A 21,170-nucleotide genomic window follows, 5' to 3' on the forward strand; every position below is an offset into this window, starting at 1 on the left:
CCTACGGGCGCGAGCCCGCAGGGTGGCCGGGAAAGTCAGCCGATGGTCGTCGTGGTGAAGACCGGGCTGGGGTTGGGGAAGCAGGCCGTCGGCGCGGTGATGTCGCCGATGATCGTGCTCGCCACCGCCTTGAATGTCAGGCCCGGGTCGCTGTAGCTCGTGCCGGACAGCTTCGTCTCGATCGTGCCCGACTGGCCCGCGGTCAGGTGCGCGGTGACGGTCGGCAGCTCGAAGGTGGCGCCGCCGGCGATCGGGCCCGGGAAGCTCAGCGTCGCGACGCCGTTCGCGACCGCGATGGTGGGCGCCGTCGAGCCGAGCCCGGAGCCGCCGGTCAGGTCCGCGCCGACGTAGGTGGAGTTGGCCGGGATCGGGAACTTGAGCGCGAAGGTGTTGATGTTCTTGACCTTGTTCCCGCTGACGTCGCTCGGCACGGTGTTCGGCGCGGGATCGATGACGACGTCGAACGCCCCACCGGGCGCGACCGTCGCGGGCGCGGTGACATCGGTGTCCTGGTTCAGCGACACCTGCTGCGGCCCGACGATCGGGGCATCGGCCTGGCAGTCGAAGGTGACGGTGGTGGCCGCCTGAGCCGGCGCGGCGAGCGCGACGGGAAGGGCGGCGGCCGCGACCAGAACACCCAGCTTGGAAAAGTGAAGAGCTTTCATCTGTATCCACCTACCTGCGGTTTCAAGAGGGGAGGGAGAAAGCTGCGCAGCGATTAGATAGTTACCGGCAAGTTAACTAGCGCGTCAAGGATTTACCGTTCCCATGCGCGCAGGGTGACACTAAATGTGAATAAGACTCGCCTTTTGGCGGTGTCGCCGGAGATCAGGCGTACTGGCGGAGCAGTCCGCTCACCGCGGTGGCGTACCGGCTGATGACGACGTCGGCGACGCGGGGGTCGTCGGCGAGGGGCTCCGCGATGAAAGCCCCCGGATCCGCCTCACGGGCCAGCCGCGCGATGCGGTCCGGCAGCAACCCCGGCGCCAGGAACCACGACGCCACGACGAGGTGCCGCACCCCGCGCGACCGCAACCGGTCGGCGGCCGCCGGGATGTCCGGCTGGGTGGCCGAAGCGAACGCCTCGCTCACCGGGATGCCCAGCCGCTCTTCCCAGCGCGCCGCCAGGGAAGCGACCACCGCGTTCGCCGAGGCGTTGGACGAGCCGACCGCGCTCAGCAGCACGCCCGTCCCGCGCCGGTGCGGTGCGGATACCAGCCGGTCCAGGGCTACCTTCTCCAGCGCCGGGTCCGCGCCCAGCACGTCCGACACCTCGATGCGGAACCCCGGGCACTCGGAAACGACCTGGTCGACCAATGCCGGCAGGTCGACTCGCGCGTGGAACGCGCTGCCCAGCAGCAACGGCACCACGACCGCGGTCCGGTGGCCGGCGGCGTACAGCTCCCGCAGCACGTCCGTGACGAGCGGTGCCGAAAGGTCCAAAAAGGACTCGTGGACCGGCAGACCCGGTGCCTGCGCGCGTACGACATCGACGAGGGCCCGCACGGTCGCCGCCGAGCGGGGGTCGCGACTGCCGTGCGCGACGGCGACCAGGGGTGGCGTCACGAGAAGCGCTCACCCACCAGGCCGGCGGCCAGCGTGTCGCCGTCCTTCGGGTCGATCACGAGGAACGCGCCCGTGCGCGGGCTGACGCCGTAGTCGTCGACGCCCAGCTCCTCGGCCAGCCGCAGCGTCACGCGGCCGATGTCGTTGAGCTCCAGCGACGCGGGTGAGTCCACGCTCGACAGCGTCTGCTCGTCGAACCGCGCGTGCAACTCGCCGACCAGCGCCTGGACCGTGCGGGTGCCGTGCTTGACCAGTACGCGCGCGCCTTCCTTCAGCGGCTTCGACGACAGCCAGCACAGCGTGCCGGTGATCTCGTCGGTGATCCGCGGCGGTGCCTCGGCGGCCGCGATCAGGTCGCCGCGGGAGATGTCGATGTCGTCGGCGAGCAGCAGCGTCACCGACGTCCCGGCGCCGGCCTCGGCCAACGGGCCGTCCGCGGTGTCGATGCGCTCGACGCGGCTGCGGATGCCTTGCGGCAGCACGACGATCTCGTCACCGGGACGGACCGTGCCCGCGGCGATCTGGCCCGCGTAGCCGCGGTAGTCCGGGTACTCGGCCGTGCGCGGGCGGATCACGTACTGCACCGGGAACCGCAGCGCCGAGTCGTGCGGGTCGGGCGCGACCGGCACGTCCTCCAAGTGCTCCAGCAGGCTCGGGCCGGAGTACCACGGCGTCCGCTCCGAGCGCGTCGCGACGTTGTCGCCTTCCAGCGCGGACACGGGGATCGCGAGCACCGAACCGCGCGCGTAGCCCAGCGAGAGCGCGTGCGCGGCGAACTCCTCGGCGATCACGGTGAACGTCGCTTCGTCGTAGTCGACCAGGTCGATCTTGTTCACCGCCAGCACCAGCTGCGGCACGCCCAGCAGGGCCAGCACGGCCGCGTGCCGCCGCGTCTGCTCGATCACGCCCTTGCGCGCGTCGACCAGCAGCACCGCCAGCTGCGCGGTGGACGCGCCGGTCACCGTGTTGCGCGTGTACTGCACGTGCCCCGGCGTGTCGGCCAGCACGAACGACCGCTTGGGCGTGGCGAAGTACCGGTACGCGACGTCGATGGTGATGCCCTGCTCGCGCTCCGAGCGCAGGCCGTCGACGAGCAGCGAAAGGTCCGGAGTGGACAGTCCCTTGTCGACGGACGCGCGCGTGACGGCGTCGAGCTGGTCGGCGAGCACCGACTTCGTGTCGTAGAGCAGCCGGCCGACCAAAGTGGACTTGCCGTCGTCGACGCTGCCGGCGGTGGCCAAGCGAAGAAGCGAGCTCATCAGAAGTACCCCTCACGCTTGCGGTCTTCCATGGCCGCCTCGGACATCCGGTCGTCGGCGCGGGTGGCGCCCCGCTCGGTCAGCCGCGAGGCCGACACCTCGGCGATGACGTCCTCGACGGTGGTGGCGGTGGATTCGATCGCCCCGGTGCACGACCCGTCGCCGACGGTCCGGTAGCGGACGGTCAGCTCGCGCACCTCTTCACCCGGACGCGGGCCGCCCCACGGACCTTCGGCCAGCAGCATCCCGTCGCGCAGGTAGACCTCGCGCCGGTGCGCGTAGTAGATCGACGGCAGCTCGACCTTCTCGCGGGCGATGTAGTTCCAGACGTCGGCCTCGGTCCAGTTGGACAGCGGGAAGACGCGGACCTGCTCGCCCGGGCGGTGCCGGCCGTTGTACAGGTTCCAGAGCTCGGGCCGTTGACGCCGCGGCTCCCACTGCCCGAAAGCGTTGCGGAGGCTGAAGATCCGCTCCTTGGCCCGGGCGCGCTCCTCGTCGCGGCGGCCGCCGCCGAACACCGCGTCGAACTTGTTCTCGGAGATGGTGTCCAAGAGCGGCGTGGTCTGCAGCGGGTTGCGCATCCCGTCGGCGCGCTCTTCCAGGCGCCCGTCGTCGATCCAGTCCTGGACCTTCGCGACGACCAGGCGCAGGCCGTGGCGCTCGACGACGCGGTCGCGGAACTCGATGACCTCGTCGAAGTTGTGCCCGGTGTCGACGTGCAGCAGCGGGAACGGCACCGGCGCCGGCCAGAAGGCCTTGATCGCCAGGTGCAGCAGCAGCGTCGAGTCCTTGCCGCCGGAGAACAGGATCACCGGCCGGTCGAACTCGCCCGCCACCTCCCGGAAGATGTGGATGGCTTCGGACTCCAAAGCCGCGAGGTTGTCCTGTGCCGCATCGGTCGCGGGCTCCAAGGTCGTCATGCGTCCCTTCCCTCAGCCGTGCAGTCCGCACTCGGTCTTGCTCTGACCCGCCCACCGGCCGCTGCGCGGGTCCTGCCCCGGCTCCACGCGAGCGGTGCAGGGCGCGCAGCCGATCGACAGGTAGCCGATCGAGACCAGCGGGTTCTCGAGGATCCCGTGCTCGCGGATGTAGCCGTTGAACTCGTCGTCGGTCCACGCCGCGATCGGGTTGACCTTCACCAGGCCGTTGCGGTCGTCCCAGGTGACGATCGGGGTGTTCGCGCGGGTCGGCGCGTCGACCCGGCGAACGCCGGTGACCCACGCCGAGTAGTTCGCGAGGGTTTTGCGCAGCGGCACCACTTTGCGCAGGTTGCAGCACAGCGTCGGGTCGCGGTCGTGCAGCTTCGCGCCGTACTCGGCGTCCTGCTCGGCGACGCTCTGCTCGGCCTGGGCGTTGACGATCTTCACGTCCGGGTAGACGGTCTGGACGGCGTCGCGCGTGCCGATCGTCTCCGGGAAGTGGTACCCGGTCTCCAGGAACAGGATGTCCACATCGGACTTCACCTTGGTGGCGAGGTCGATCAGGACGGCGTCCTGCATGTTGGACGCGACGATGAAGTCGTCGCCGAACGTCTCGACGGTCCAGCGGATCGCCTCGTCGGCGGTCGCGTCGGCGAGTTCTTTCGACGCGCGCTCGGCGAGGGTCTTGTAGTCGGCAGTGGCGGTCATCGGGACACCTCCGGAAGGGACAGTCCGAGGAACTTGACCGAGAAAACCCGGCGACAGGCGGAACACAGCCAGCCGCCGTTCTCTTCCGGCCGCAGATCCTCGTCGCCGCAATAAGGGCAGTAGTACGGCGCCGCACGCTCTTCGGACGTCACTGGAGGGCACTTTCCTCGGCGCGCGCGGCCCACTGCGGGAACCGCTCGCCGGGTTCGCGCCCGGCGACGTAGTTGCGGACGACGCGCTCGACGTACCCGGTCAGCTCGCCCGAGGTCACCTTGTGGCCGCGCAGCTTCCGGCCGAACCCGGCGTCGAGGCCGAGCCCGCCGCCCAGGTGCACCTGGAAGCCCTCGACCTGGTTGCCGTCGGCGTCGGTGACGATCTGGCCCTTGAGGCCGATGTCCGCGGTCTGGATCCGCGCGCAGGAGTTGGGGCAGCCGTTGAGGTGCACGGTGACCGGCGTGTCGAGGCCGTCCTGGATGTCCGCGAGGGACTTCTCCAGGTCCGCGACGAGCTGCTGCGCGCGGGCCTTCGTCTCGACGATGGCCAGCTTGCAGAACTCCAGCCCGGTGCACGCCATCACGCTGCGCCGCCACGGCGACGGCTTCGTCTCCAGCCCCAGCTCGGCCAGCTCCGCCTGGAGCGTCCCGAGCTGCTCCTCCGGGACGTCGAGCACGACGAGCTTCTGCTGCGGGGTGAGCCGGACCCGGCCGGACCCGGCCCGCTCGGCGGCCTTGGCCACGGCGACCAGCGTGCCGCCGGAGACGCGGCCGGCGATCGGTGCCGCGCCCACGTAGAACTTGCCGTCGACCTGCGGGTGCACGCCGACGTGGTCGATCGGCACCGCCGGGTCGACCGGCGGCGGGCCGTCGATCAGCTCGCGCTTGAGGTATTCGTCCTGCAGCACCTGGCGGAACTTCTCCGCACCCCAGTCCTTGACCAGGAACTTGATCCGGGCCCGGGAGCGCAGCCGCCGGTAGCCGTAGTCGCGGAAGATCGAGATGACGCCTTCCCAGACGTCCGGGACCTCGTCCAGCGGCACCCAGGCGCCGAGGCGCTGGCCCAGCATCGGGTTGGTCGACAGCCCGCCGCCGACCCAGACGTCGAAGCCGGGGCCGTGTTCGGGGTGGTCGACGCCGACGAACGCGACGTCGTGGATCTCGTGCGCGACGTCGGGCTGGCCGGAGATCGCGGTCTTGAACTTGCGCGGCAGGTTCGCGAACTCCGGCTTGCCGATGTAGCGGCGCTTGATCTCCTCGATCGCCGGGGTGCCGTCGAGGACCTCGGCGGCCGCGATGCCGGCGACCGGCGAGCCGAGGATCACGCGCGGGCTGTCGCCGCAGGCCTCCATCGTGGTCATGCCGGCGTTCTCGAGCTTCTGCCAGATCGTCGGGACGTCCTCGATCCGGATCCAGTGGTACTGGATGTTCTGCCGGTCGGTGATGTCGGCGGTGTCGCGCGCGTAGGCCTGCGAGATCTCGCCGAGCACGGTGAGCTGCCCGGTGGTCAGCGCGCCGCCGTCGAGCCGGACGCGCAGCATGAAGTAGCGGTCGTCGAGCTCTTCGGGCTCCAGCGTCGCGGTGCGGCCGCCGTCGATCCCGGGCTTGCGCTGGGTGTAGAGACCGAACCAGCGGAACCGGCCGCGCAGGTCACCCGGGTCGATGGCGTCGAACCCGCGGTGGGCGTAGATGTTCTCGATCCGCGCCCGCACGTTGAGCGGGTGGTCGTCCTTCTTCGACCGCTCGTTCGGGTTCAGCGGCTCCCGGTAACCGAGCGCCCACTGCCCTTCACCGCGCTTCTGCTTGACGCGCGCGGGGCGGGCGGGGGTCTGGGGCGTGGCCATGGCGGCGTCCTCCGAGAGGCTTTCGTGGCAGCGGAGGACACCGGCTCGCGGGTGGCCTCCGGCGCCGGCTGTCCAGAATTCGTGGCAGGTGGTGGCGACGGCAGTCAGCGAACGGGTACGCAGAGGGCGCTGGCGACCCGCAGGAGGTCGACGTGGCGGCGCGCCACGAGGAGAACACCGGCATGAGTCACGGCGTCAGCGTGCCACGCGTCCAATATGTGGTCCAGGCCTGCCCGCATGGTGGGAGAAGGGTCACTCGCCTGGGAGAATGCGGTCGACCAGCAGCCGCACGACCTGCGCGTCCGAGTACTCGGAGAAGGCGTCGGGCAATGTCAACCGCTCGACGGTCAGGCCGGTCAGGGCCAGATAGAGCAGCAGGACGTCGTCGCGTCCGCCGGGCAGCCCGGCGGCTTCGTGGAAGCCGGCGCTGAGGTCGAAGCTCTCCCGCACGGTCGCGGTCAGCGCGGCCGCCAGGTCGGGCCGCCGGTTCGCCTCCAGGCGTAGTTCGAGCAGCGCGAGGTAGGAGCTGCGGCGGCTGGTCAGCCGGGTCATCAGGTCCCCGAGCAGCGCGGCGACCCGGCCGGTCGACGGCTCTTCGGCGCGCGGGTCGGCCAGCACCTCTTCCGGCGCCGACAGCCGGACGTGCACGCGTTCCCCGGCCTCGGCCAGCAGCCGGTCGCGGTCGCGGAAGTAGTTCGACGTCGTCCCCGGCGGCACGCCGGCCTCGGTGTCCACCGCCCGGTAGGTGAGTCCCCGCGCGCCGTCGCGGGCCAGTACCTCGATGGCCGCGTCGGTCAGGGCCGTCCGCCGTTCGGTGTTCTGCCGCACGGAAATCCTCCTTGCCCGATTCAAACCACTACGATTAGAGTACTACAAACATAGTGGTGTGAAGAGGGGATCCGAGGATGCAGGTCAAGGGTTTCGGGGCGGGGTACCTGGTCGACGACGTCGCCGCGACCACCCGCTTCTACGCGGACGTGATCGGGTTGCCGGTCACGGTCGAGCTGGACTGGTTCGCCAGCGTCAACGCCGGCGCGCCCGGCTACGAGATCAGCTTCGTCCGGCGCGGGCACGAGTCGGTGCCCGCGGGCTACCGGGCCGCGGACACGACCGGGCTGATGTTCGGGCTCGTCGTCGAGGACGCGGCCGCGGAGGCGAAGCGGCTCATCGAGGCGGGTGTGGAACTGGTCACGCCGGTCGTCGACGAGGTCTGGGGGCAGCGGCACTTCTACGTCGCCGATCCGAACGGCGTGCTGCTGGACGTCATCGAGATGATCCCGGTCGACCCGGAGTGGGCGGCGGCGAACACCCCGGCTCCGTAGGGGACAATCGGGGAATGCCCGATTCGTCGACCGACCTCACGCTGCCCGAAAGCGCGCTCAAGGGCGTCGGCAGCCGGCCGTTCGGGGTCTACGTGCACGTCCCGTTCTGCGCGACGCGCTGCGGCTACTGCGACTTCAACACCTACACCGCGGGCGAGCTCGACTCCGGCTCGTCGCCGCAGTCCTGGCTCGACGGGCTGCGGCGCGAGCTGGAGCTCGCCGCGAAGGTGCTGGTCGTGCCGCCCGCCGCCGACACCGTGTTCGTCGGCGGCGGCACGCCGTCTCTGCTGGGCGCCGAAGGGCTCGCCTCGGTGCTCGACGCCGTCCGCGACGTCTTCGGGCTCGCTCCGGGCGCCGAGGTGACGACGGAGTCCAACCCGGAGTCGACGTCGCCGGAGTTCTTCGCCGGCATCCGCGAAGCCGGCTACACGCGCGTCTCGCTCGGCATGCAGTCGGCCGCGCCGCACGTGCTCAAGATCCTCGACCGCGTGCACACGCCGGGCCGGCCGGGGCAGGCCGCGGCCGAGGCGCGCGCGGCCGGGTTCGACCACGTGAACCTCGATGTGATCTACGGCACGCCGGGCGAGCGTCCCGACGACCTGCTCGCCACGCTCGACGCCGTGCTGGCCGCCGGGGTCGACCACGTCTCGGCGTACGCGCTGATCGTCGAGGAGGGCACGGCACTGGCCCGCCGCGTCCGGCGCGGCGAGCTGCCCGCCCCGGACGACGACGTGCTGGCCGCGGACTACGAAATGATCGACGCGACGCTGTCGGCGGCCGGGTTGCGCTGGTACGAGGTGTCGAACTGGGCGGCGTCCGACGCCGCCCGCTGCCGCCACAACCTCGGCTACTGGCGCGGCGACGACTGGTGGGGCGCCGGGCCGGGCGCGCACAGCCACGTCGGCGGCGTCCGCTGGTGGAACGTCAAGCACCCGGCGCGCTACGCGGCGCTGCTCGCCGACGGCGACTCGCCCGCCGGCGGCCTCGAAGTGCTCACCGACGACGACCAGCACCTCGAGCGGATCATGCTTGAACTGCGCGTCGCGGAAGGACTTCCGCTGGACGTCCTCGACGAGCCAGGGCTCGCCGAAGCCCGCGCTGCCGCGGCCGAGGGCCTGCTCGATCCGTCCGCTTTGGACTCCCGCGGCCGCGCGGTGCTGACCGACCGCGGCCGGCTGCTGGCCGACGGCGTCGTCCGGCGCCTGGCGGGCTGACGGGAATTAAAACCGGGCGCCCGGTCGTTGCTTGTATCGAGCAACGACTTAGGAGGCCCCATGGCGCGCGCGATCAGGTTCGACGAGTACGGCGACGTGGAGGTCCTCCGGGTCGAGGACGTGCCGCGGCCGGCACCGGGACGGGGGCAGGTGCTCGTCGAGGTCCGCGCCGCCGGGATCAACCCTGGCGAGGCCGCGATCCGGCGGGGCTCCCTGCACGACCGCTTCCCGGCGACGTTCCCGTCCGGCCAGGGCAGTGACTTCGCGGGCGTCGTCGCGGAACTCGGCGAAGGCGTCGAGGAGATCGCCGTCGGCGACGAGGTGATCGGCTGGGTCGACACGCGGTCGAGCCACGCGGAGTACGTCGTGGCGGAGGCTTCGAACCTCACGCCGAAGCCGGACGGCGTCTCGTGGGAAGTCGCGGGCGCGCTGTTCGTCGCCGGCGTGACCGCGTACGCCGCGACCGCCGCGGTGTGCCCGCGCGAGGGCGAGACGGTCGTCGTTTCGGGCGCTGCCGGCGGGGTCGGCTCGCTGGCCGTCCAGCTGGCGCTGCTGTCCGGCGCCACGGTGATCGGCCTGGCCGGTCCCGCGAACCACGCGTGGCTGCACGAGCTGGGCGTCATCCCGGTGTCCTACGGCGACGGCGTGCTCGAGCGGATCAAGCAAGCGGCACCGGGCGGCGTGCACGCGTTCGTCGACACGTTCGGCTCCGGGTACGTCGATCTGGCGCTGCACCTGGGGATCCACCCGGGGCGGATCAACACGATCATCGACTTCGCGGCGGCGGAGAAGTACAACGTGAAGGCCGACGGCTCGTCGGCCGCGTCGTCGGCCGAGGTGCTGCGCGAGCTGAGCCTGCTGGTGGGCAAGGGATTGCTCGAGGTGCCGATCGCGGGCGTCTACCCGCTGGACGAGGTGCGCGAGGCCTACCGCGACCTGGAGCGGCGGCACACTCGCGGCAAGATCGTCCTGCGGCCCTAGTTCCTCGCCGCCAGGACCTTCAGTCCGGCGAGGTAGACGTCGAGGGCGAACTCCAAGCGTTCGGTCGCCGTCTCGCCGGACAGGAACTCGCCGATCCGCAGCATGTTCGGGAACGCGTCGGCGGGCAGTGAGCGCATGTACGCGACCATCTGCTCGCCGCGCTTCGCGGCCTCGGCTTCGTCGATTTCGCCCCAGGTCCAGCTGCTCGCTTCGTAGGCGTACGCCTTCGCGTAGAGCGCGAGGGCGTCACCCGCGAAGGCCGCTTGCTTCAGCGTCAGGCCGCCCGCGCGCAGCAGCGCCAGCATCGCCTCGCCCTGCCGCAGCGAGCTCGGCGTGACCGGCACCGCGATGTCCCACGCCACGCGGGCGATCCCGGGGTGCGCGACCATCACCCGGATCTGGCCGCGGACCAGCTCCTTGACCTGCTCGTCCCAGCGCGCCGGGTCCGGGTCGGGGATTGGCGCTTCGGCGAGCACGGCGTCGAGCATCAGCTCCGCCAGCTCGTCCTTGTTGGCCACGTGCGCGTAGAGCGACGCCGGCCCCGTCTCCAGCTCCTGCGCGACCCGTCGCATGGTGACCGCGTCCAGGCCTTCCTTCGCCAGGATTTCCAGCGCCGTCTTCACGACGAGGTCCTGGGAGAGCGCGGGTTTCGCGGCGCGGCGGCGTGGAGCGCTGCGCCACGGCGGTGGGGGAACGGTCACGCGAACACTGTACTTGACGCGAACAGTGTTCGTATGTAGAACGGTGTTCGTAGGACGAACAGCGTTCGTAAGGGGACCTCATGACTACTGCGGAGACCGAAGTCCGGGCCGTGCTCGGGCGGCTCACCGAAGCCTGGAACGACGGCGACGCGACCGCGTACGGCCGGCTCTTCACCGAAGACGCGGACTACGTGACGTTCTTCGGGCTGAACTTCCCGGGCCGGGAGGCGATCGAAAGCTCCCACCGCGCCCTCTTCGAGGGGCCGCTGAAGGGCTCCAAGCTGACCGGGCAGCTCGGCGCGTCGGCGAAGGTGCGGTTCGTCCGCCCCGACGTCGCCGTGGTCGTCGCCGGCGGCGGCTCGTCGGTCACCGGCGCGGACACCACCGACGAAGGCCGCGAGTCGACGGTCAGCTTCGTGCTCGTCGAGGAAGACGGCGAATGGCTGATCACGGCGTTCCAGAACACGCGCGTGTCGGATCCGCGCGGGTGAAAACGCTTGCGGAGGCGTCGGGAGTCGTCGCGCGCCCGCCCGCGGAGGTGTTCGAGGCGCTGCGGCGCCGCGTGACCGGGGGCAGCTACCCGATGCGGACGGAGATCGACCGCGAGCACGGCTTCCTCGCGGTCCAGGGCGGCTGGTGGTACCGCGCCGAATATCGCGTCACGCCCGATCCGGGCGGCGCGCGCGTCGAGCACCGCGTGGTCAACGCGGCCACCTGGGGACGTTGGGGGGTCCCGCTCGCCAATCGGTTCTTCCTCGGCTTCCGGGCGAAAACGGCTGCCGGTTTTGCCCGGATGCTCGAAGAACTGGGGCGACCCGATGGCCACGAGCCCGAACCTGCGCGTACGGTTGCTTAGGTAAGCCTTAGTAGCTGAGCGAGGAGTTGGCCGATGGCCGAAGCACCCCGGCGGTCCGGACGGCCCGCGGTGAAACTGCGCGTGCTGCGCACCGAGCGGCTGACCCCGCACATGATCCGGATCGTCGCGGGCGGCGACGGAATCGCCGATTTCACGCCCAACGCGTTCACCGACGCCTACGTGAAGGTGCTGTTCAAGGTGCCGGGCGTCGAGTACCCCGAGCCGTTCGACGTCCAGGAGTGCCGGGCGACGCTGCCGCGGGAGCACTGGCCGCGGATGCGCTCGTACACGGTCCGGGCGTTCGACCCGCAGGCCGGCGAGCTGGTCCTCGACTTCGTCCACCACGGCGACGAGGGCATCGCCGGCCCGTGGGCGGCGTCGGCCCGGGTGGGGGACGAGCTGCTGCTGTCCGGCCCCGGCGGTGCGTACGCGCCGGGCGACGAGGCGGACTGGCACCTGCTGGCCGGCGACGAAAGCGCGCTGCCGGCGATCGCGGCGTCGCTCGAGGCGCTCCCGGCGGGCGTCCCGGCGCACGCCGTGATCCTGGTCGAGAACGCCGACGAGGAGCAGGCGCTGGTCACGAAGGCCGACGCGCAGATCACGTGGCTGCACCGCTCGGCCGGCGGCGACGTCGCCGCGGCGGTGCGTGAGCTGCCGTGGCGCGACGGCGTCGTCCAGGCGTTCGTGCACGGCGAGGCGGGGTTCGTCCGCGACCTGCGGCGCTACCTGCTCGACGAGCGCGGGGTGCGGCGCGAGCTGCTGTCCATCTCCGGGTACTGGCGCGTCGGCAAGGACGACGAAGCCTGGCGCGAAGAGAAGGCGGCCGAACGGGCCCGCGAGAAGTAACCTCGCCGCATGGCGAACCTCAAGGTGGACGTCGACCCGGCCGAAGCCGGGTTCGACGCGGACCGGCTGTCCCGCATCGACGCGCACTTCGACCGGTACGTCGAGGACGGACGGCTACCGGGCTGGCTCGCGGTGGTGAGCCGGCACGGCCGGATCGTGCACGTCGGCAGCGGCGGGTACAGCGACGTCGAAGCCGGCAAGCCCGTGGAGACCGACACGCTGTGGCGGATCTTCTCGATGACGAAGCCGATCACGTCGGTCGCGGCGATGATGCTCGCCGAAGAGGGCCTGCTGGAACTGGACGACCCGATTTCGCGGTGGCTGCCGGAGTTCGCGTCGCCGCGGGTGTACGTCAAGGGGTCGGCGTTGTCGCCCCTGACCGAGCCGGCCCGCTCGCCGATCCGCGTGTGGCACCTGCTGACGCACACGGCGGGCCTGACGTACGGCTTCCACCACGGCCACCCGGTGGACGCGATCTACCGCTCGGCGGGGTTCGAGTGGGGGACGCCGCCGGGCCTGGACCTCGCGGCGTGTTCCGAGCGGTGGGCGTCGTTGCCGCTGGTGTTCCAGCCGGGAGCGGAGTGGAACTACTCGGTGGCGACGGACGTCCTGGGGCGGCTCGTCGAGGTGGTTTCGGGGCAGCCCCTGGACGAGTTCTTCGCGTCGCGGATCTTCACGCCGTTGGGCATGACGGACACGGGTTTCGTGGCTTCGTCTCCTTCTCGGCTGGCTGCGTTGTACGTGCCCTCGGCGGACGGGCTGGTGCGCAACGACGCGTTCGGCCGGCTGGGGACATCCCGCCCGGACTGCCTGTCCGGAGGCGGCGGGTTGGTGTCGTCGGCCGCGGATTATTGGCGGTTCACGGAGATGCTGCTGCGCGGCGGAGCGCTGGACGACGTCCGCCTGCTGTCCCCGCGAACGGTGTCGCTGATGGCGTCGAACCACCTGCCGGGTCACGTGGACCTGGAGGAGTACGGGCGGCCGTTGTTCGCGGAGATGCCGTTCGACGGCCACGGGTTCGGGCTGGGGTTCTCGGTGCTGGAGGACCCGGTGAAGGCCCGGACGTTGTCATCGGCGGGGGAGTTCGCCTGGGGCGGGGCGGCTTCGACCGCGTTCTGGGTGGATCCGGATGAGGATTTGACGGTCGGGTTTTACACACAACTGTTGCCGTCGAGCACTTACCGGCTGCGGTCCCAGCTGAGGCAGCTGGTTTACCAGGCGCTGGTGGACTGAGCGGGTTCCGGCGGCCGCACGGTGGTGAGGTACCTCGCCACCGTGCTCCGCAGGTGGTCCGCGTGCTGGTAGATGTCCTCGACCGTCGTGATCGGCAGCCGGGTCTCGACCTTGTTCTCGTCGAACACGCCGAGGTACTTCTTCGACCGGTTGAACCACAGCCGGGCGATCGGCTTGCGGTTGTTGTCGTCCAGGAGGACGCCGAAGTAGGTCTGGGTGTCCCGCGCGGCGATCCGGGCGGCGGGCACCTCGGCACACACGATCGCGCGGACGATCCGGAAGCCCTCGAGCTCCTCCTCGGTCGTGACCACGCGCTCGGCATCGTCCGCCTCGACGGCCGGCTGGGGCTGCGGCTGCTCGGGTTGCGCGGTGTTGCCGCCCGAGACGCTGACGTAGGAGTCGGGTCCGCCGAGCGCGTTCTTCAGGCGGTCGTTGACCTGCTCGTTCAGGAACTGGCCCGCCGCCTTGGCCACCAGTGGGCCGAACTGCTCGCGGACCTTCTGCGTGAACGGCCCTTCGTACACCCGCGTGGTCAGGAACTTGACCCACTCGTCTTCGGGTTCCTTGAACTGGGCGGCGAGGATGCGCTTCAGCTGCCCGATGTACTTGAGCTCACCGGCGGCGCTGATGACCGAGTCGAGGTCGAACGACTCCTTCGTCAGCTTGGCCAGTTCGGGCAGCAGGGTGTCGTCGATGTCGGCGAAGTCCAGCACGAGGAACGGCTTGGCGTCCATCCGGTTCGGCGCGTCGAGGTCGGTGTAGAACTCGTACACCTGGCCGTTCGTCAGCACGGCGATCCGGGCGTTCGTGACGGCGAAGTAGCGGAACAGCTGGGAGGCGTGCTCGAGCCGGAGCGGGTCGTTGATCTTCTTGGCTTCGACGAGCACCTGCACCTGGCCGTCGTGCACGATCGCGTAGTCGATCTTCTCGCCCCGCTTCGTTCCGACGTCGGCGGTGAACTCGGGGATCACCTCGGCCGGGTTGAACACGTCGTAACCGAGGACCGTGCTGATGAACGGCATCACGAAGGCGTTCTTGGTCGCCTCTTCGGTCTCGATGGCGTCCTTGTGCTTGCGGATCTTCAGAGCGAGGGCTTGCGCGCGCTCGGCGATGTCCATGCCGGTGCCGTTCTGTGCGGGGAACGAGGTGCGCGGCCAGGATCGGTGCGGCCGGTCTGTTACGGATTCGGCTTGAAAAAGGAAAAACTCCGCTCAGCCCTCGCGGCCCCGGGCGGAGCCTCCGGGTGGTCGCGCAGCTGGACCTCCGCCTCCGCCACTCCCTCCGCGATCACCCGCCGGCCCCGGGCGTAGTCCAGCAGCTCCGCCACCGGGCGGTTGTCCGCCGAGTACACCGCCGTGAACCTCTCGAACCCGCGCTCCAGCGCTGCCAGCCCCAGCATGTGCAGCAGCGCCGATGCCAACCCCACCCGGCGCCACGCCGGGGCCACCGCTATCGCCACCTCCGCCATCCGCCGGCCCGTTGCCTCGTAGCGGGCGACCGCCACTCCCGGACCCTCCGGGGAACGGGCCACCAGGGCGAACCGGCGCTCGTAGTCCAGCACCGTCAGCCGCTCCAACAGGCGGGGTGTCACCCTCGGCGCCGAACCGCAGAAGCGGCGGCGGAGCGTCTCCGGGTCGGCCGTGCGGATCGCTTCGCCCAGCTCCGGCGCATCCTGCGGGGTCAGCGGACGGACGCGGACCCGACGGCCGTCGCGTAGGAGGAGCGTGCGGTCGAATCCCTTCGGCGGTTCCGTCACCGGCCCACCCTAGCGGCCGCCCGATCGGGCAGGGCCGGTTCGCCGAAATCGAGTACGTTGGCAGCAAAGGGTTTCCGGGGAGGCGGCCATGCGGCGGATCGGGATCGTCGGAGCGGGGCAGGCGGGACTCGTCCTCGGCATCGGCCTGCGGCAACGCGGTTACGACGTCACGGTGTTCGCCGAACGCCCCGCGGAAGACGTCCGCGCGGGGCGGCTCGTCTCCAACCAGTGCCTCTTCCACCCCGCCCTCGAACGCGAACGCGCGCTGGGCATCGACTTCTGGGAAGCCCCGCCCATCCGCGAAGTCGCCTTCGCCGCGGCGGGCGAAGGCGCCGAGCCCGCCATTTCCTGGCGCGTCGGCCTCGACCGGCCGGCCCAGTCGGTCGACCAGCGCGTCAAGGTCGCCGGCTGGATGACCGAGTTCGAGCGCCTCGGCGGTGACCTGCGCGTCCGCCGCGTCACAGCGGACGATCTCGACGAATGCGCCCGCGAGTTCGAGCTGCTCATCGTCGCGGCCGGGCGCGGGCCGCAGTTCGAGGCGCTCTTCCCGCGCGACGACGACCGCTCGCCCTACCGCGAACCGCAGCGGGCGATCGGCATCCTCTACGTCGCCGGCCCGCTCGACGCCGTGCCCGGCCTGACCTTCGGCATGGCGCCGGTCGGGGAGTTCTTCCTGCTGCCCGTGCTTTCGGTCCACGGTCCCGTGCACGGCATCGGCTTCTTCGGCCTGCCCGGCGGCCCGATGGACGTCTGGGACGACGTCGCCGACGTCGACCAGCACTACGAGACCGCCCGGAAGCTGCTGCGAACGCATTACCCCTGGCAGGCGACGCTGCTGGACAACGCGCGTCCCGTGGCGCCCACCGAGATGCTGCACGGCCGGATCACGCCGATCGTGCGGCACCCCGTGGGCACGCTGCCGTCCGGGGCGAAGGTCCTCGCGATGGGCGACACCGCGGTGACCAACGACCCGGTCGGCGGCCAGGGCGCCAACATGGCCGCCCGCGCGGCCCGCGCGTACCAGGAGGCCATCGTCGACCGCGGCGACCGGCCGTTCGACGAGGAGTTCATGCACGACGCCTTCGCCCGCTACTGGCAGCACGCCCGCCACGCGACGCGCTTCAACAACGACCTCCTGGCCCCGCCGCCGGACCACGTCCTCGCGACGTTGGATGCCGCCCAGCGCGTTCCCGAGGTGGCGCACCGGTTCGCGCACCTCTTCGAGAACCCGGCCGACTACGAAGGCTGGCTGGGCGACTCCGAAGCGGCGATGGCCTACCTCCAGTCGAAGGGCCCTCGGTCCGGCGCGCAGACCGCACCCCGGGAGGGCACCGAACCGGCGGCGAAGTAACGGTCGAGCGCCGCGTCCACGCACGCGCTCTTGCCGCGCGACCCGTGGCCGTACGTGTCGAGGGTCAGCAGGTGGGCGTTGCCCAGCAGCTTTTCGGTCCGCTGGGCGCCGGCGTACGGCGTTTCCAGGTCGCCCTGGCGGTTGGCGAGCAGCAGGATCGGCGCTGTTGCCCGGTTCCACGGGCCCGCATACCGGCCGGGATCCGAGACGTCCCAGGTGGCGCAGGGGAGCGTCTTGTAGACGTCGTAGGGTCCGAAGCCGCGCCCGACCCGGTCGGCGCGTTGGGCGTAGTCCCACCACATGGCCGGATCGCGTGGGTTCGCCGCATCCGAGCACAGGGTCGCGCCGCCGCCCAGCAGGGAGTCGACGTCCGGCGGCCCGCCGTTTTCCGCCGGTGCGCGGTCGGCCGGATCCGCCAGTGCCTGCAGGAACGCAGCCAGCTGCGGCGCGGCCTGCGCGTCCGTGAGGTAGTTGTGGATCCGGGCGATCGCGCTCTGGTAGGTGACGGTCACCTGCTTGCCCGCGGTGTCCGCCACCATGATGGGGCCGGCTTCGAGCCGGTCCAGGATCGCGTCGTAGTCGAAGGCGCAGCGTGCCGCGCAGGCGTCCAAAAAGGACTGAAGGGCCCGCGGCCCGTCTTCGTAGCCGCGCAGCCGGTAGCTCATCGGACCCGGGCCGGTCGCCCAGCGCGCCGGGTCGTCGAGGGCGTCGAGTGCGAGCGAGCCGACCCGGCCGGGGAACAGGTTGGCGTAGGTCTCGCCGAGGTAGGTGCCGTACGACTTCCCGTAGTACCGCAGCTTCGGCTCGCCGAACGCCGCCCGCAGCCGGTCGAGGTCGCGGGCGATCGTGCCGGTCGAGAGGTGGTTCGCCAGCGGGCCTGCGTTCTGTTCGCACAGGTCTGTCACGGTACGGGTATCGGCGATCTGCCGTTGCTCCGCCGAGCGGGTCAGCGGAAACGTGCCGAGTGCGCGTTGGAGTACTTCGAGCTGCGACGGGTCGGTGAAGCAGTGGATCTTCGAGCTGGCGCCGACGCCGCGCGGGTCGAACCCGACGATGTCGTAGCGCGCGTGCAGGAACGGCGTCAACGCGGGCGCGTACCGCCCGGACGAGCCCGGCCCGCCGGGGTTGTAGAAGATGGTACCCAGCTTGTGGGCCTGGTCGGCTGCAGGCAACCTGCCGATGGCGATGGAAACGCTGCCCGCCGAAGGGTCCTGATAGGACAGTGGGACGTCGAGGTGGCCGCACTGGTACCCGGCGGCGCAGGAGTCTTCCCAGACGATTCCGGCGGGGCTCGCCGCGGCCGCTGGCGCGAGGGCGCCCACCGTGAGAGCGGCGGCCCCCAGAGCCAGCGCAGCACGGAGTTTCGGAGAGTTCATGGCCCCGATCGTCCCGCCGCCGGGACCGGGGGCGCGCTGGTGCGCACCCCCGGAACCGGGGTGGGGCGGGCCCTACGCGGTGAGCTTGGGGATGATCTGCGACCCGTAGGACGCCAGCGTCGCCTCGCGGTCGTCGTGCATCAAGTACAGCGAGAACTGGTCCACGCCCAGTTCCGCCAGCTCCTGCAACCGCTCCACGTGCGCCGATGCCGGGCCCAGCAGGCAGAAGCGGTCGACGATCTCGTCCGGGACGAACTCCGTCGACGGGTTGCCCGCCTTGCCGTGGTGGCTGTAGTCGTACCCCTCGCGCTCGCGGATGTAGTCCGTCAGCTCGCGCGGCACCGCACCCGACGAGCCGTACCGCGCGACCAGGTCGGCGACGTGGTTGCCGACCATCCCGCCGAACCAGCGCAGCTGCTCGCGCTGGTGGGGCAGGTCGTCGCCGACATACGCCGGGGCCGCGACGCAGATCGTGATGCCACCCGGGTCGCGCCCGGCCGCCCGGGCGGCGTCGCGCACCGCGCCGATCGTCCAGCGCGCGATCGCCGGGTCCGCGCACTGCAGGATGAAGCCGTCGGCGTGCTCGCCGACCGTCTGCAGCGCCTTCGGCCCGTACCCGGCCATCCACATCTCGAGCCGCCCGTTGCGGATCCACGGGATCTGCACGGTCTTCTCGTTCATCTCCACCGCGCGGCCCTCGGCGAGGTCCTTGACCACGCGCATGCAGTCGCGCACAGTGGCCAAAGTGGACGGTGGCTTGCCGACGACCCGGTGCGCGGAGTCGCCGCGGCCGATGCCGCAGACCGTCCGGTTGCCGTACATGTCGTTGAGCGTCGCGAACGTCGACGCCATCACCGACCAGTCGCGCGTCCCGGGGCTGGTCACCATCGGCCCGACGACCAGCGACGACGTCGCCGCGAGGATCGCCGAGTAGATGACGAACGGCTCCTGCCACAGCACGCAGGAGTCGAACGTCCAGCCGTAGCGGAACCCGGCGTCCTCGGCGTCCTTCATCAGCCGCACGACGTCCCGCGCGGGCGGGTCCGTCTGCAGCACGATCCCGAAGTCCATGCTCACCTCAGTTCAGGTACTGGTTCAGCGAGCGCGACAGGAACTTGCCGTGCGACGTGCTTCCCGAGAAACCGGAAGGCGACACGACGACGCGCCCACGCGACAGCACCGTGTGCACCCGGCCGGTGATCTCGAACCCCTCGTACGCCGAGTAGTCGACGTTCATGTGGTGCGTCTCGGCCGAGAGCGTCTGCTTGGCCGAGGGGTCGTAGATCACGATGTCCGCGTCCGAACCCGCCGCGATGACGCCCTTGCGCGGGTACAGCCCGAACATCCGCGCCGGCGTCGCCGAGCACGTCTCGACCCAGCGGCCGAGCGTCAGCTCACCGGCGACGACGCCCTGGTGCAGCAGGTCCATCCGGTGCTCGACGCCCGGCATCCCGTTCGGGATGGCCCGGAAGTCGCCACGCCCCAGCTCCTTCTGGTCCTTGAAGCAGAAGGGGCAGTGGTCGGTGGACACCACGGACAGGTCGTTCGTCCGCAGCCCGCGCCACAGGTCGGCCTGGTGCGACTTCTCCCGCAGCGGTGGTGAAGCGACGTACTTCGCGCCCTCGAAGTCCGGCTTCGCCAAGTCCTCAATGGACAGGTACAGGTACTGCGGGCACGTCTCCGCGAAGACGTTCTGGCCGTCGTTACGCGCCTCCGCCACCGCCGCGAGCGCTTGCGACGCCGACAGGTGCACGATGTACAACGGCGAGCCGGTGACCTTCGCGAGCTGGATCGCCCGCGACGTTGCCTCTCCTTCCAGTTCCGGCGGCCGGGTCAGGCCGTGTTGCACGGGGTCCGTGTTACCGGCCGCCACCGCCTGCGCCGCCAGCTGGTCGATCGCGATGCCGTTTTCCGCGTGCATCATGATCGTAGCGCCGATTTCCCGCGCTTTCTGCATCGCCAGCAGGATTTCCCCGTCCGTGGAGTAGAACACTCCCGGGTACGCCATGAACATCTTGAAGCTGCCGACCCCGCCGTCGACGCAGGCTTCCATCTCCTTCAACGACTGGTCGTTGACGTCGGAGACGATCATGTGGAAGCCGTAGTCGATCGCGCAGTTGCCGTCGGCCTTGGCGTGCCATTTGTCCAAAGTGGACAGCAGCGACGTGCCCTTGGCCTGCACGGCGAAGTCGATGATCGTCGTTGTGCCGCCCCACGCCGCCGCCGTCGTCCCCGTCGAGAACGTGTCGACCGAGTGGGTGCCGCCGAACGGCATCTCCATGTGCGTGTGCGCGTCGATGCCGCCGGGCAGCACGTACTTGCCGGTGGCGTCGATCGTCTCGTCGCCGGTCAGTGTCCCGGGCGCCCCGACGGCGGCGATGGTCTCGCCGTCGACGAGGACGTCCGCCAGGAGCGCGCCGGACGGCGAGACGACCTGGCCACCCGTGATGAGCGTGGTCATCAGGCCTCCGCGAGGGGGCCGTAGGTGTCCGGACGGCGGTCGCGGTAGAACGCCCAGGTGTTCCGGACCTCCTCGAGCAGCGACAGGTCGAGGTCGCGCACCACCACCTCGTCGTCGGTGTCCGAGGCGGCGTCGCCGACCAGTTGCCCGCGCGGGTCGACGAAGTACGTCTGGCCGTAGAAGTCGTTGTCGCCCAGAGGTTCCACGCCCACGCGGTTGATCGCGCCGACGAAGTACTCGTTCGCCACCGCTGCCGCCGGCTGCTCCAGCTTCCACAGGTACTGCGACAGGCTGCGGCTGGTCGCCGACGGGTTGAACACGATCTTCGCCCCGGCCAGGCCGAGTGCGCGCCAGCCCTCCGGGAAGTGCCGCTCGTAGCAGATGTAGACGCCGATGCGGCCGACGGCGGTGTCGAACACCGGGTAGCCGAGGTTGCCGGGACGGAAGTAGAACTTCTCCCAGAACCCCTTGACCTGGGGGATGTGGTTCTTGCGGTACTTGCCGAGGTACGTGCCGTCGGCGTCGATCACCGCGGCGGTGTTGTAGTAGACGCCGGGCTGCTCGACCTCGTACATCGGCACGATCAGCACGACGCCGTGGCGCTCGGCCACCTCCTGCATGAGCTTCGTGGTGGGCCCGTCGGGGATGGCCTCGGTGTAGGAGTAGTAGTCGGCGTCCTGCACCTGGCAGAAGTACGGCCCGTAGAACAGTTCCTGCAGGCAGACGACCTGGGCGCCCTGCGAAGCGGCGGTGCCGATGTGGTCGACCGCCGCCCTGATCATG

Annotated in this window: 24 protein-coding genes; 8 read left to right on the top strand and 16 right to left on the bottom strand. The window is 70.6% G+C overall.

All coding sequences use genetic code 11. The features are described 5' to 3' along the window. Nucleotides 1-35 precede the first annotated feature (35 nt). From ACIRSS_RS39950 to ACIRSS_RS39990, 9 genes are all read right to left on the bottom strand, one after another. Nucleotides 36-665 carry a cyclase gene (locus tag ACIRSS_RS39950; protein WP_400904541.1) on the bottom strand — a complete coding sequence of 210 codons (630 nt, stop codon included), beginning with the start codon at nucleotides 663-665 and terminating at the stop codon, nucleotides 36-38. Between the two features lie 163 nt (nucleotides 666-828). Further along, nucleotides 829-1,566: a sirohydrochlorin chelatase gene (locus ACIRSS_RS39955; protein WP_400904543.1), complete on the bottom strand. Its 738-nt coding sequence runs from the start codon at nucleotides 1,564-1,566 to the stop codon at nucleotides 829-831. Beyond that, nucleotides 1,563-2,825, bottom strand: coding sequence for a sulfate adenylyltransferase subunit 1 (locus ACIRSS_RS39960; RefSeq protein ID WP_400904545.1), 1,263 nt, complete (start codon nucleotides 2,823-2,825; stop codon nucleotides 1,563-1,565). The genes ACIRSS_RS39955 and ACIRSS_RS39960 overlap by 4 nt, the downstream gene beginning before the upstream one ends. After that, complete coding sequence (gene cysD / locus ACIRSS_RS39965) at nucleotides 2,825-3,745, bottom strand: sulfate adenylyltransferase subunit CysD (protein WP_400904547.1); 921 nt, start codon at nucleotides 3,743-3,745, stop codon at nucleotides 2,825-2,827. The genes ACIRSS_RS39960 and cysD overlap by 1 nt, the downstream gene beginning before the upstream one ends. A 12-nt stretch (nucleotides 3,746-3,757) precedes the next feature. After that, nucleotides 3,758-4,453, bottom strand: a complete 696-nt coding sequence (locus tag ACIRSS_RS39970; RefSeq protein WP_400904549.1) for a phosphoadenylyl-sulfate reductase — start codon at nucleotides 4,451-4,453, stop codon at nucleotides 3,758-3,760. Next, on the bottom strand, nucleotides 4,450-4,605 hold the full coding sequence (locus ACIRSS_RS39975) for an Insertion element protein (RefSeq protein ID WP_400904551.1): 156 nt from the start codon (nucleotides 4,603-4,605) through the stop codon (nucleotides 4,450-4,452). Before ACIRSS_RS39975 ends, ACIRSS_RS39970 begins: the two co-directional genes overlap by 4 nt. Next, the gene (locus ACIRSS_RS39980; RefSeq protein ID WP_400904552.1) at nucleotides 4,602-6,290 is read right to left on the bottom strand and encodes a nitrite/sulfite reductase; all 1,689 of its coding nucleotides are present in this window, start codon (nucleotides 6,288-6,290) and stop codon (nucleotides 4,602-4,604) included. Before ACIRSS_RS39980 ends, ACIRSS_RS39975 begins: the two co-directional genes overlap by 4 nt. A gap of 104 nt (nucleotides 6,291-6,394) precedes the next feature. Then, complete coding sequence (locus ACIRSS_RS39985; RefSeq protein ID WP_400904553.1) at nucleotides 6,395-6,529, bottom strand: putative leader peptide; 135 nt, start codon at nucleotides 6,527-6,529, stop codon at nucleotides 6,395-6,397. Nucleotides 6,530-6,542: 13 nt separating this feature from the next. Beyond that, nucleotides 6,543-7,118 (bottom strand): TetR/AcrR family transcriptional regulator, encoded by a 576-nt coding sequence (locus ACIRSS_RS39990; protein WP_400904554.1) that lies wholly within the window; start codon nucleotides 7,116-7,118, stop codon nucleotides 6,543-6,545. A 77-nt stretch (nucleotides 7,119-7,195) separates the two neighbouring features. Between ACIRSS_RS39990 and ACIRSS_RS39995 the strand changes: the two genes are divergently transcribed. Genes ACIRSS_RS39995 through ACIRSS_RS40005 form a run of 3 tightly spaced genes read left to right on the top strand, consistent with a single transcriptional unit; the run spans nucleotide 7,196 to nucleotide 9,807 of the window. Then, a complete protein-coding gene (locus ACIRSS_RS39995; RefSeq protein WP_400904556.1) occupies nucleotides 7,196-7,612 on the top strand; it encodes a VOC family protein in 417 nt (138 codons plus the stop codon). A gap of 14 nt (nucleotides 7,613-7,626) precedes the next feature. After that, nucleotides 7,627-8,826 (top strand): radical SAM family heme chaperone HemW, encoded by a 1,200-nt coding sequence (gene hemW, locus ACIRSS_RS40000; RefSeq protein WP_400904558.1) that lies wholly within the window; start codon nucleotides 7,627-7,629, stop codon nucleotides 8,824-8,826. A 60-nt stretch (nucleotides 8,827-8,886) separates the two neighbouring features. Beyond that, nucleotides 8,887-9,807, top strand: a complete 921-nt coding sequence (locus ACIRSS_RS40005) for an NADP-dependent oxidoreductase (protein ID WP_400904561.1) — start codon at nucleotides 8,887-8,889, stop codon at nucleotides 9,805-9,807. Here the strand turns inward: ACIRSS_RS40005 and ACIRSS_RS40010 are convergent. Further along, complete coding sequence (locus ACIRSS_RS40010; protein ID WP_400904563.1) at nucleotides 9,804-10,508, bottom strand: TetR/AcrR family transcriptional regulator; 705 nt, start codon at nucleotides 10,506-10,508, stop codon at nucleotides 9,804-9,806. The genes ACIRSS_RS40005 and ACIRSS_RS40010 overlap by 4 nt on opposite strands. An 80-nt stretch (nucleotides 10,509-10,588) precedes the next feature. Here ACIRSS_RS40010 and ACIRSS_RS40015 point away from each other — a divergent pair, with 80 nt between their 5' ends. Genes ACIRSS_RS40015 through ACIRSS_RS40030 form a run of 4 tightly spaced genes read left to right on the top strand, consistent with a single transcriptional unit; the run spans nucleotide 10,589 to nucleotide 13,443 of the window. Further along, a complete protein-coding gene (locus tag ACIRSS_RS40015) occupies nucleotides 10,589-10,999 on the top strand; it encodes an SgcJ/EcaC family oxidoreductase (RefSeq protein ID WP_400904565.1) in 411 nt (136 codons plus the stop codon). Continuing rightward, nucleotides 10,948-11,364, top strand: coding sequence for a hypothetical protein (locus ACIRSS_RS40020; protein WP_400904567.1), 417 nt, complete (start codon nucleotides 10,948-10,950; stop codon nucleotides 11,362-11,364). The genes ACIRSS_RS40015 and ACIRSS_RS40020 overlap by 52 nt, the downstream gene beginning before the upstream one ends. Before the next feature lie 33 nt (nucleotides 11,365-11,397). Beyond that, complete coding sequence (locus tag ACIRSS_RS40025; RefSeq protein WP_400904569.1) at nucleotides 11,398-12,210, top strand: siderophore-interacting protein; 813 nt, start codon at nucleotides 11,398-11,400, stop codon at nucleotides 12,208-12,210. Nucleotides 12,211-12,219: 9 nt separating this feature from the next. Continuing rightward, complete coding sequence (locus ACIRSS_RS40030) at nucleotides 12,220-13,443, top strand: serine hydrolase domain-containing protein (RefSeq protein ID WP_400904571.1); 1,224 nt, start codon at nucleotides 12,220-12,222, stop codon at nucleotides 13,441-13,443. On the opposite strand, the gene ACIRSS_RS40035 is transcribed toward ACIRSS_RS40030, so the two are convergent. Both ACIRSS_RS40035 and ACIRSS_RS40040 read right to left on the bottom strand, forming a co-directional pair. Further along, nucleotides 13,422-14,561, bottom strand: coding sequence for a type I restriction endonuclease (locus ACIRSS_RS40035; RefSeq protein ID WP_400904573.1), 1,140 nt, complete (start codon nucleotides 14,559-14,561; stop codon nucleotides 13,422-13,424). The two genes, ACIRSS_RS40030 and ACIRSS_RS40035, sit on opposite strands and share 22 nt — an antisense overlap. Nucleotides 14,562-14,620: 59 nt before the next feature. Then, nucleotides 14,621-15,199: a GNAT family N-acetyltransferase gene (locus ACIRSS_RS40040; RefSeq protein WP_400904575.1), complete on the bottom strand. Its 579-nt coding sequence runs from the start codon at nucleotides 15,197-15,199 to the stop codon at nucleotides 14,621-14,623. 88 nt (nucleotides 15,200-15,287) lie between these two features. Here ACIRSS_RS40040 and ACIRSS_RS40045 point away from each other — a divergent pair, with 88 nt between their 5' ends. Further along, nucleotides 15,288-16,550: a styrene monooxygenase/indole monooxygenase family protein gene (locus ACIRSS_RS40045; RefSeq protein ID WP_400904577.1), complete on the top strand. Its 1,263-nt coding sequence runs from the start codon at nucleotides 15,288-15,290 to the stop codon at nucleotides 16,548-16,550. Here ACIRSS_RS40045 and ACIRSS_RS40050 read toward each other — a convergent pair. The 4 genes from ACIRSS_RS40050 to ACIRSS_RS40065 all read right to left on the bottom strand — a co-directional run bounded on the left by ACIRSS_RS40050 (nucleotide 16,475) and on the right by ACIRSS_RS40065 (nucleotide 21,169). Further along, nucleotides 16,475-17,926, bottom strand: a complete 1,452-nt coding sequence (locus tag ACIRSS_RS40050) for an alpha/beta hydrolase (protein WP_400904579.1) — start codon at nucleotides 17,924-17,926, stop codon at nucleotides 16,475-16,477. The two genes, ACIRSS_RS40045 and ACIRSS_RS40050, sit on opposite strands and share 76 nt — an antisense overlap. 72 nt (nucleotides 17,927-17,998) lie before the next feature. Further along, entirely contained in the window at nucleotides 17,999-18,997 is a 999-nt protein-coding gene (locus ACIRSS_RS40055; protein WP_400904581.1) for a TIGR03842 family LLM class F420-dependent oxidoreductase, read from the bottom strand. A gap of 7 nt (nucleotides 18,998-19,004) precedes the next feature. After that, a complete protein-coding gene (gene hydA, locus ACIRSS_RS40060; RefSeq protein WP_400904587.1) occupies nucleotides 19,005-20,387 on the bottom strand; it encodes a dihydropyrimidinase in 1,383 nt (460 codons plus the stop codon). After that, a complete protein-coding gene (locus ACIRSS_RS40065) occupies nucleotides 20,387-21,169 on the bottom strand; it encodes a nitrilase-related carbon-nitrogen hydrolase (RefSeq protein ID WP_400905873.1) in 783 nt (260 codons plus the stop codon). The genes hydA and ACIRSS_RS40065 overlap by 1 nt, the downstream gene beginning before the upstream one ends. Between the last annotated feature and the right edge of the window lies 1 nt (nucleotide 21,170).

This window comes from Amycolatopsis sp. NPDC101161 (assembly GCF_044768185.1).
In the GTDB taxonomy this organism is placed as follows: domain Bacteria; phylum Actinomycetota; class Actinomycetes; order Mycobacteriales; family Pseudonocardiaceae; genus Amycolatopsis.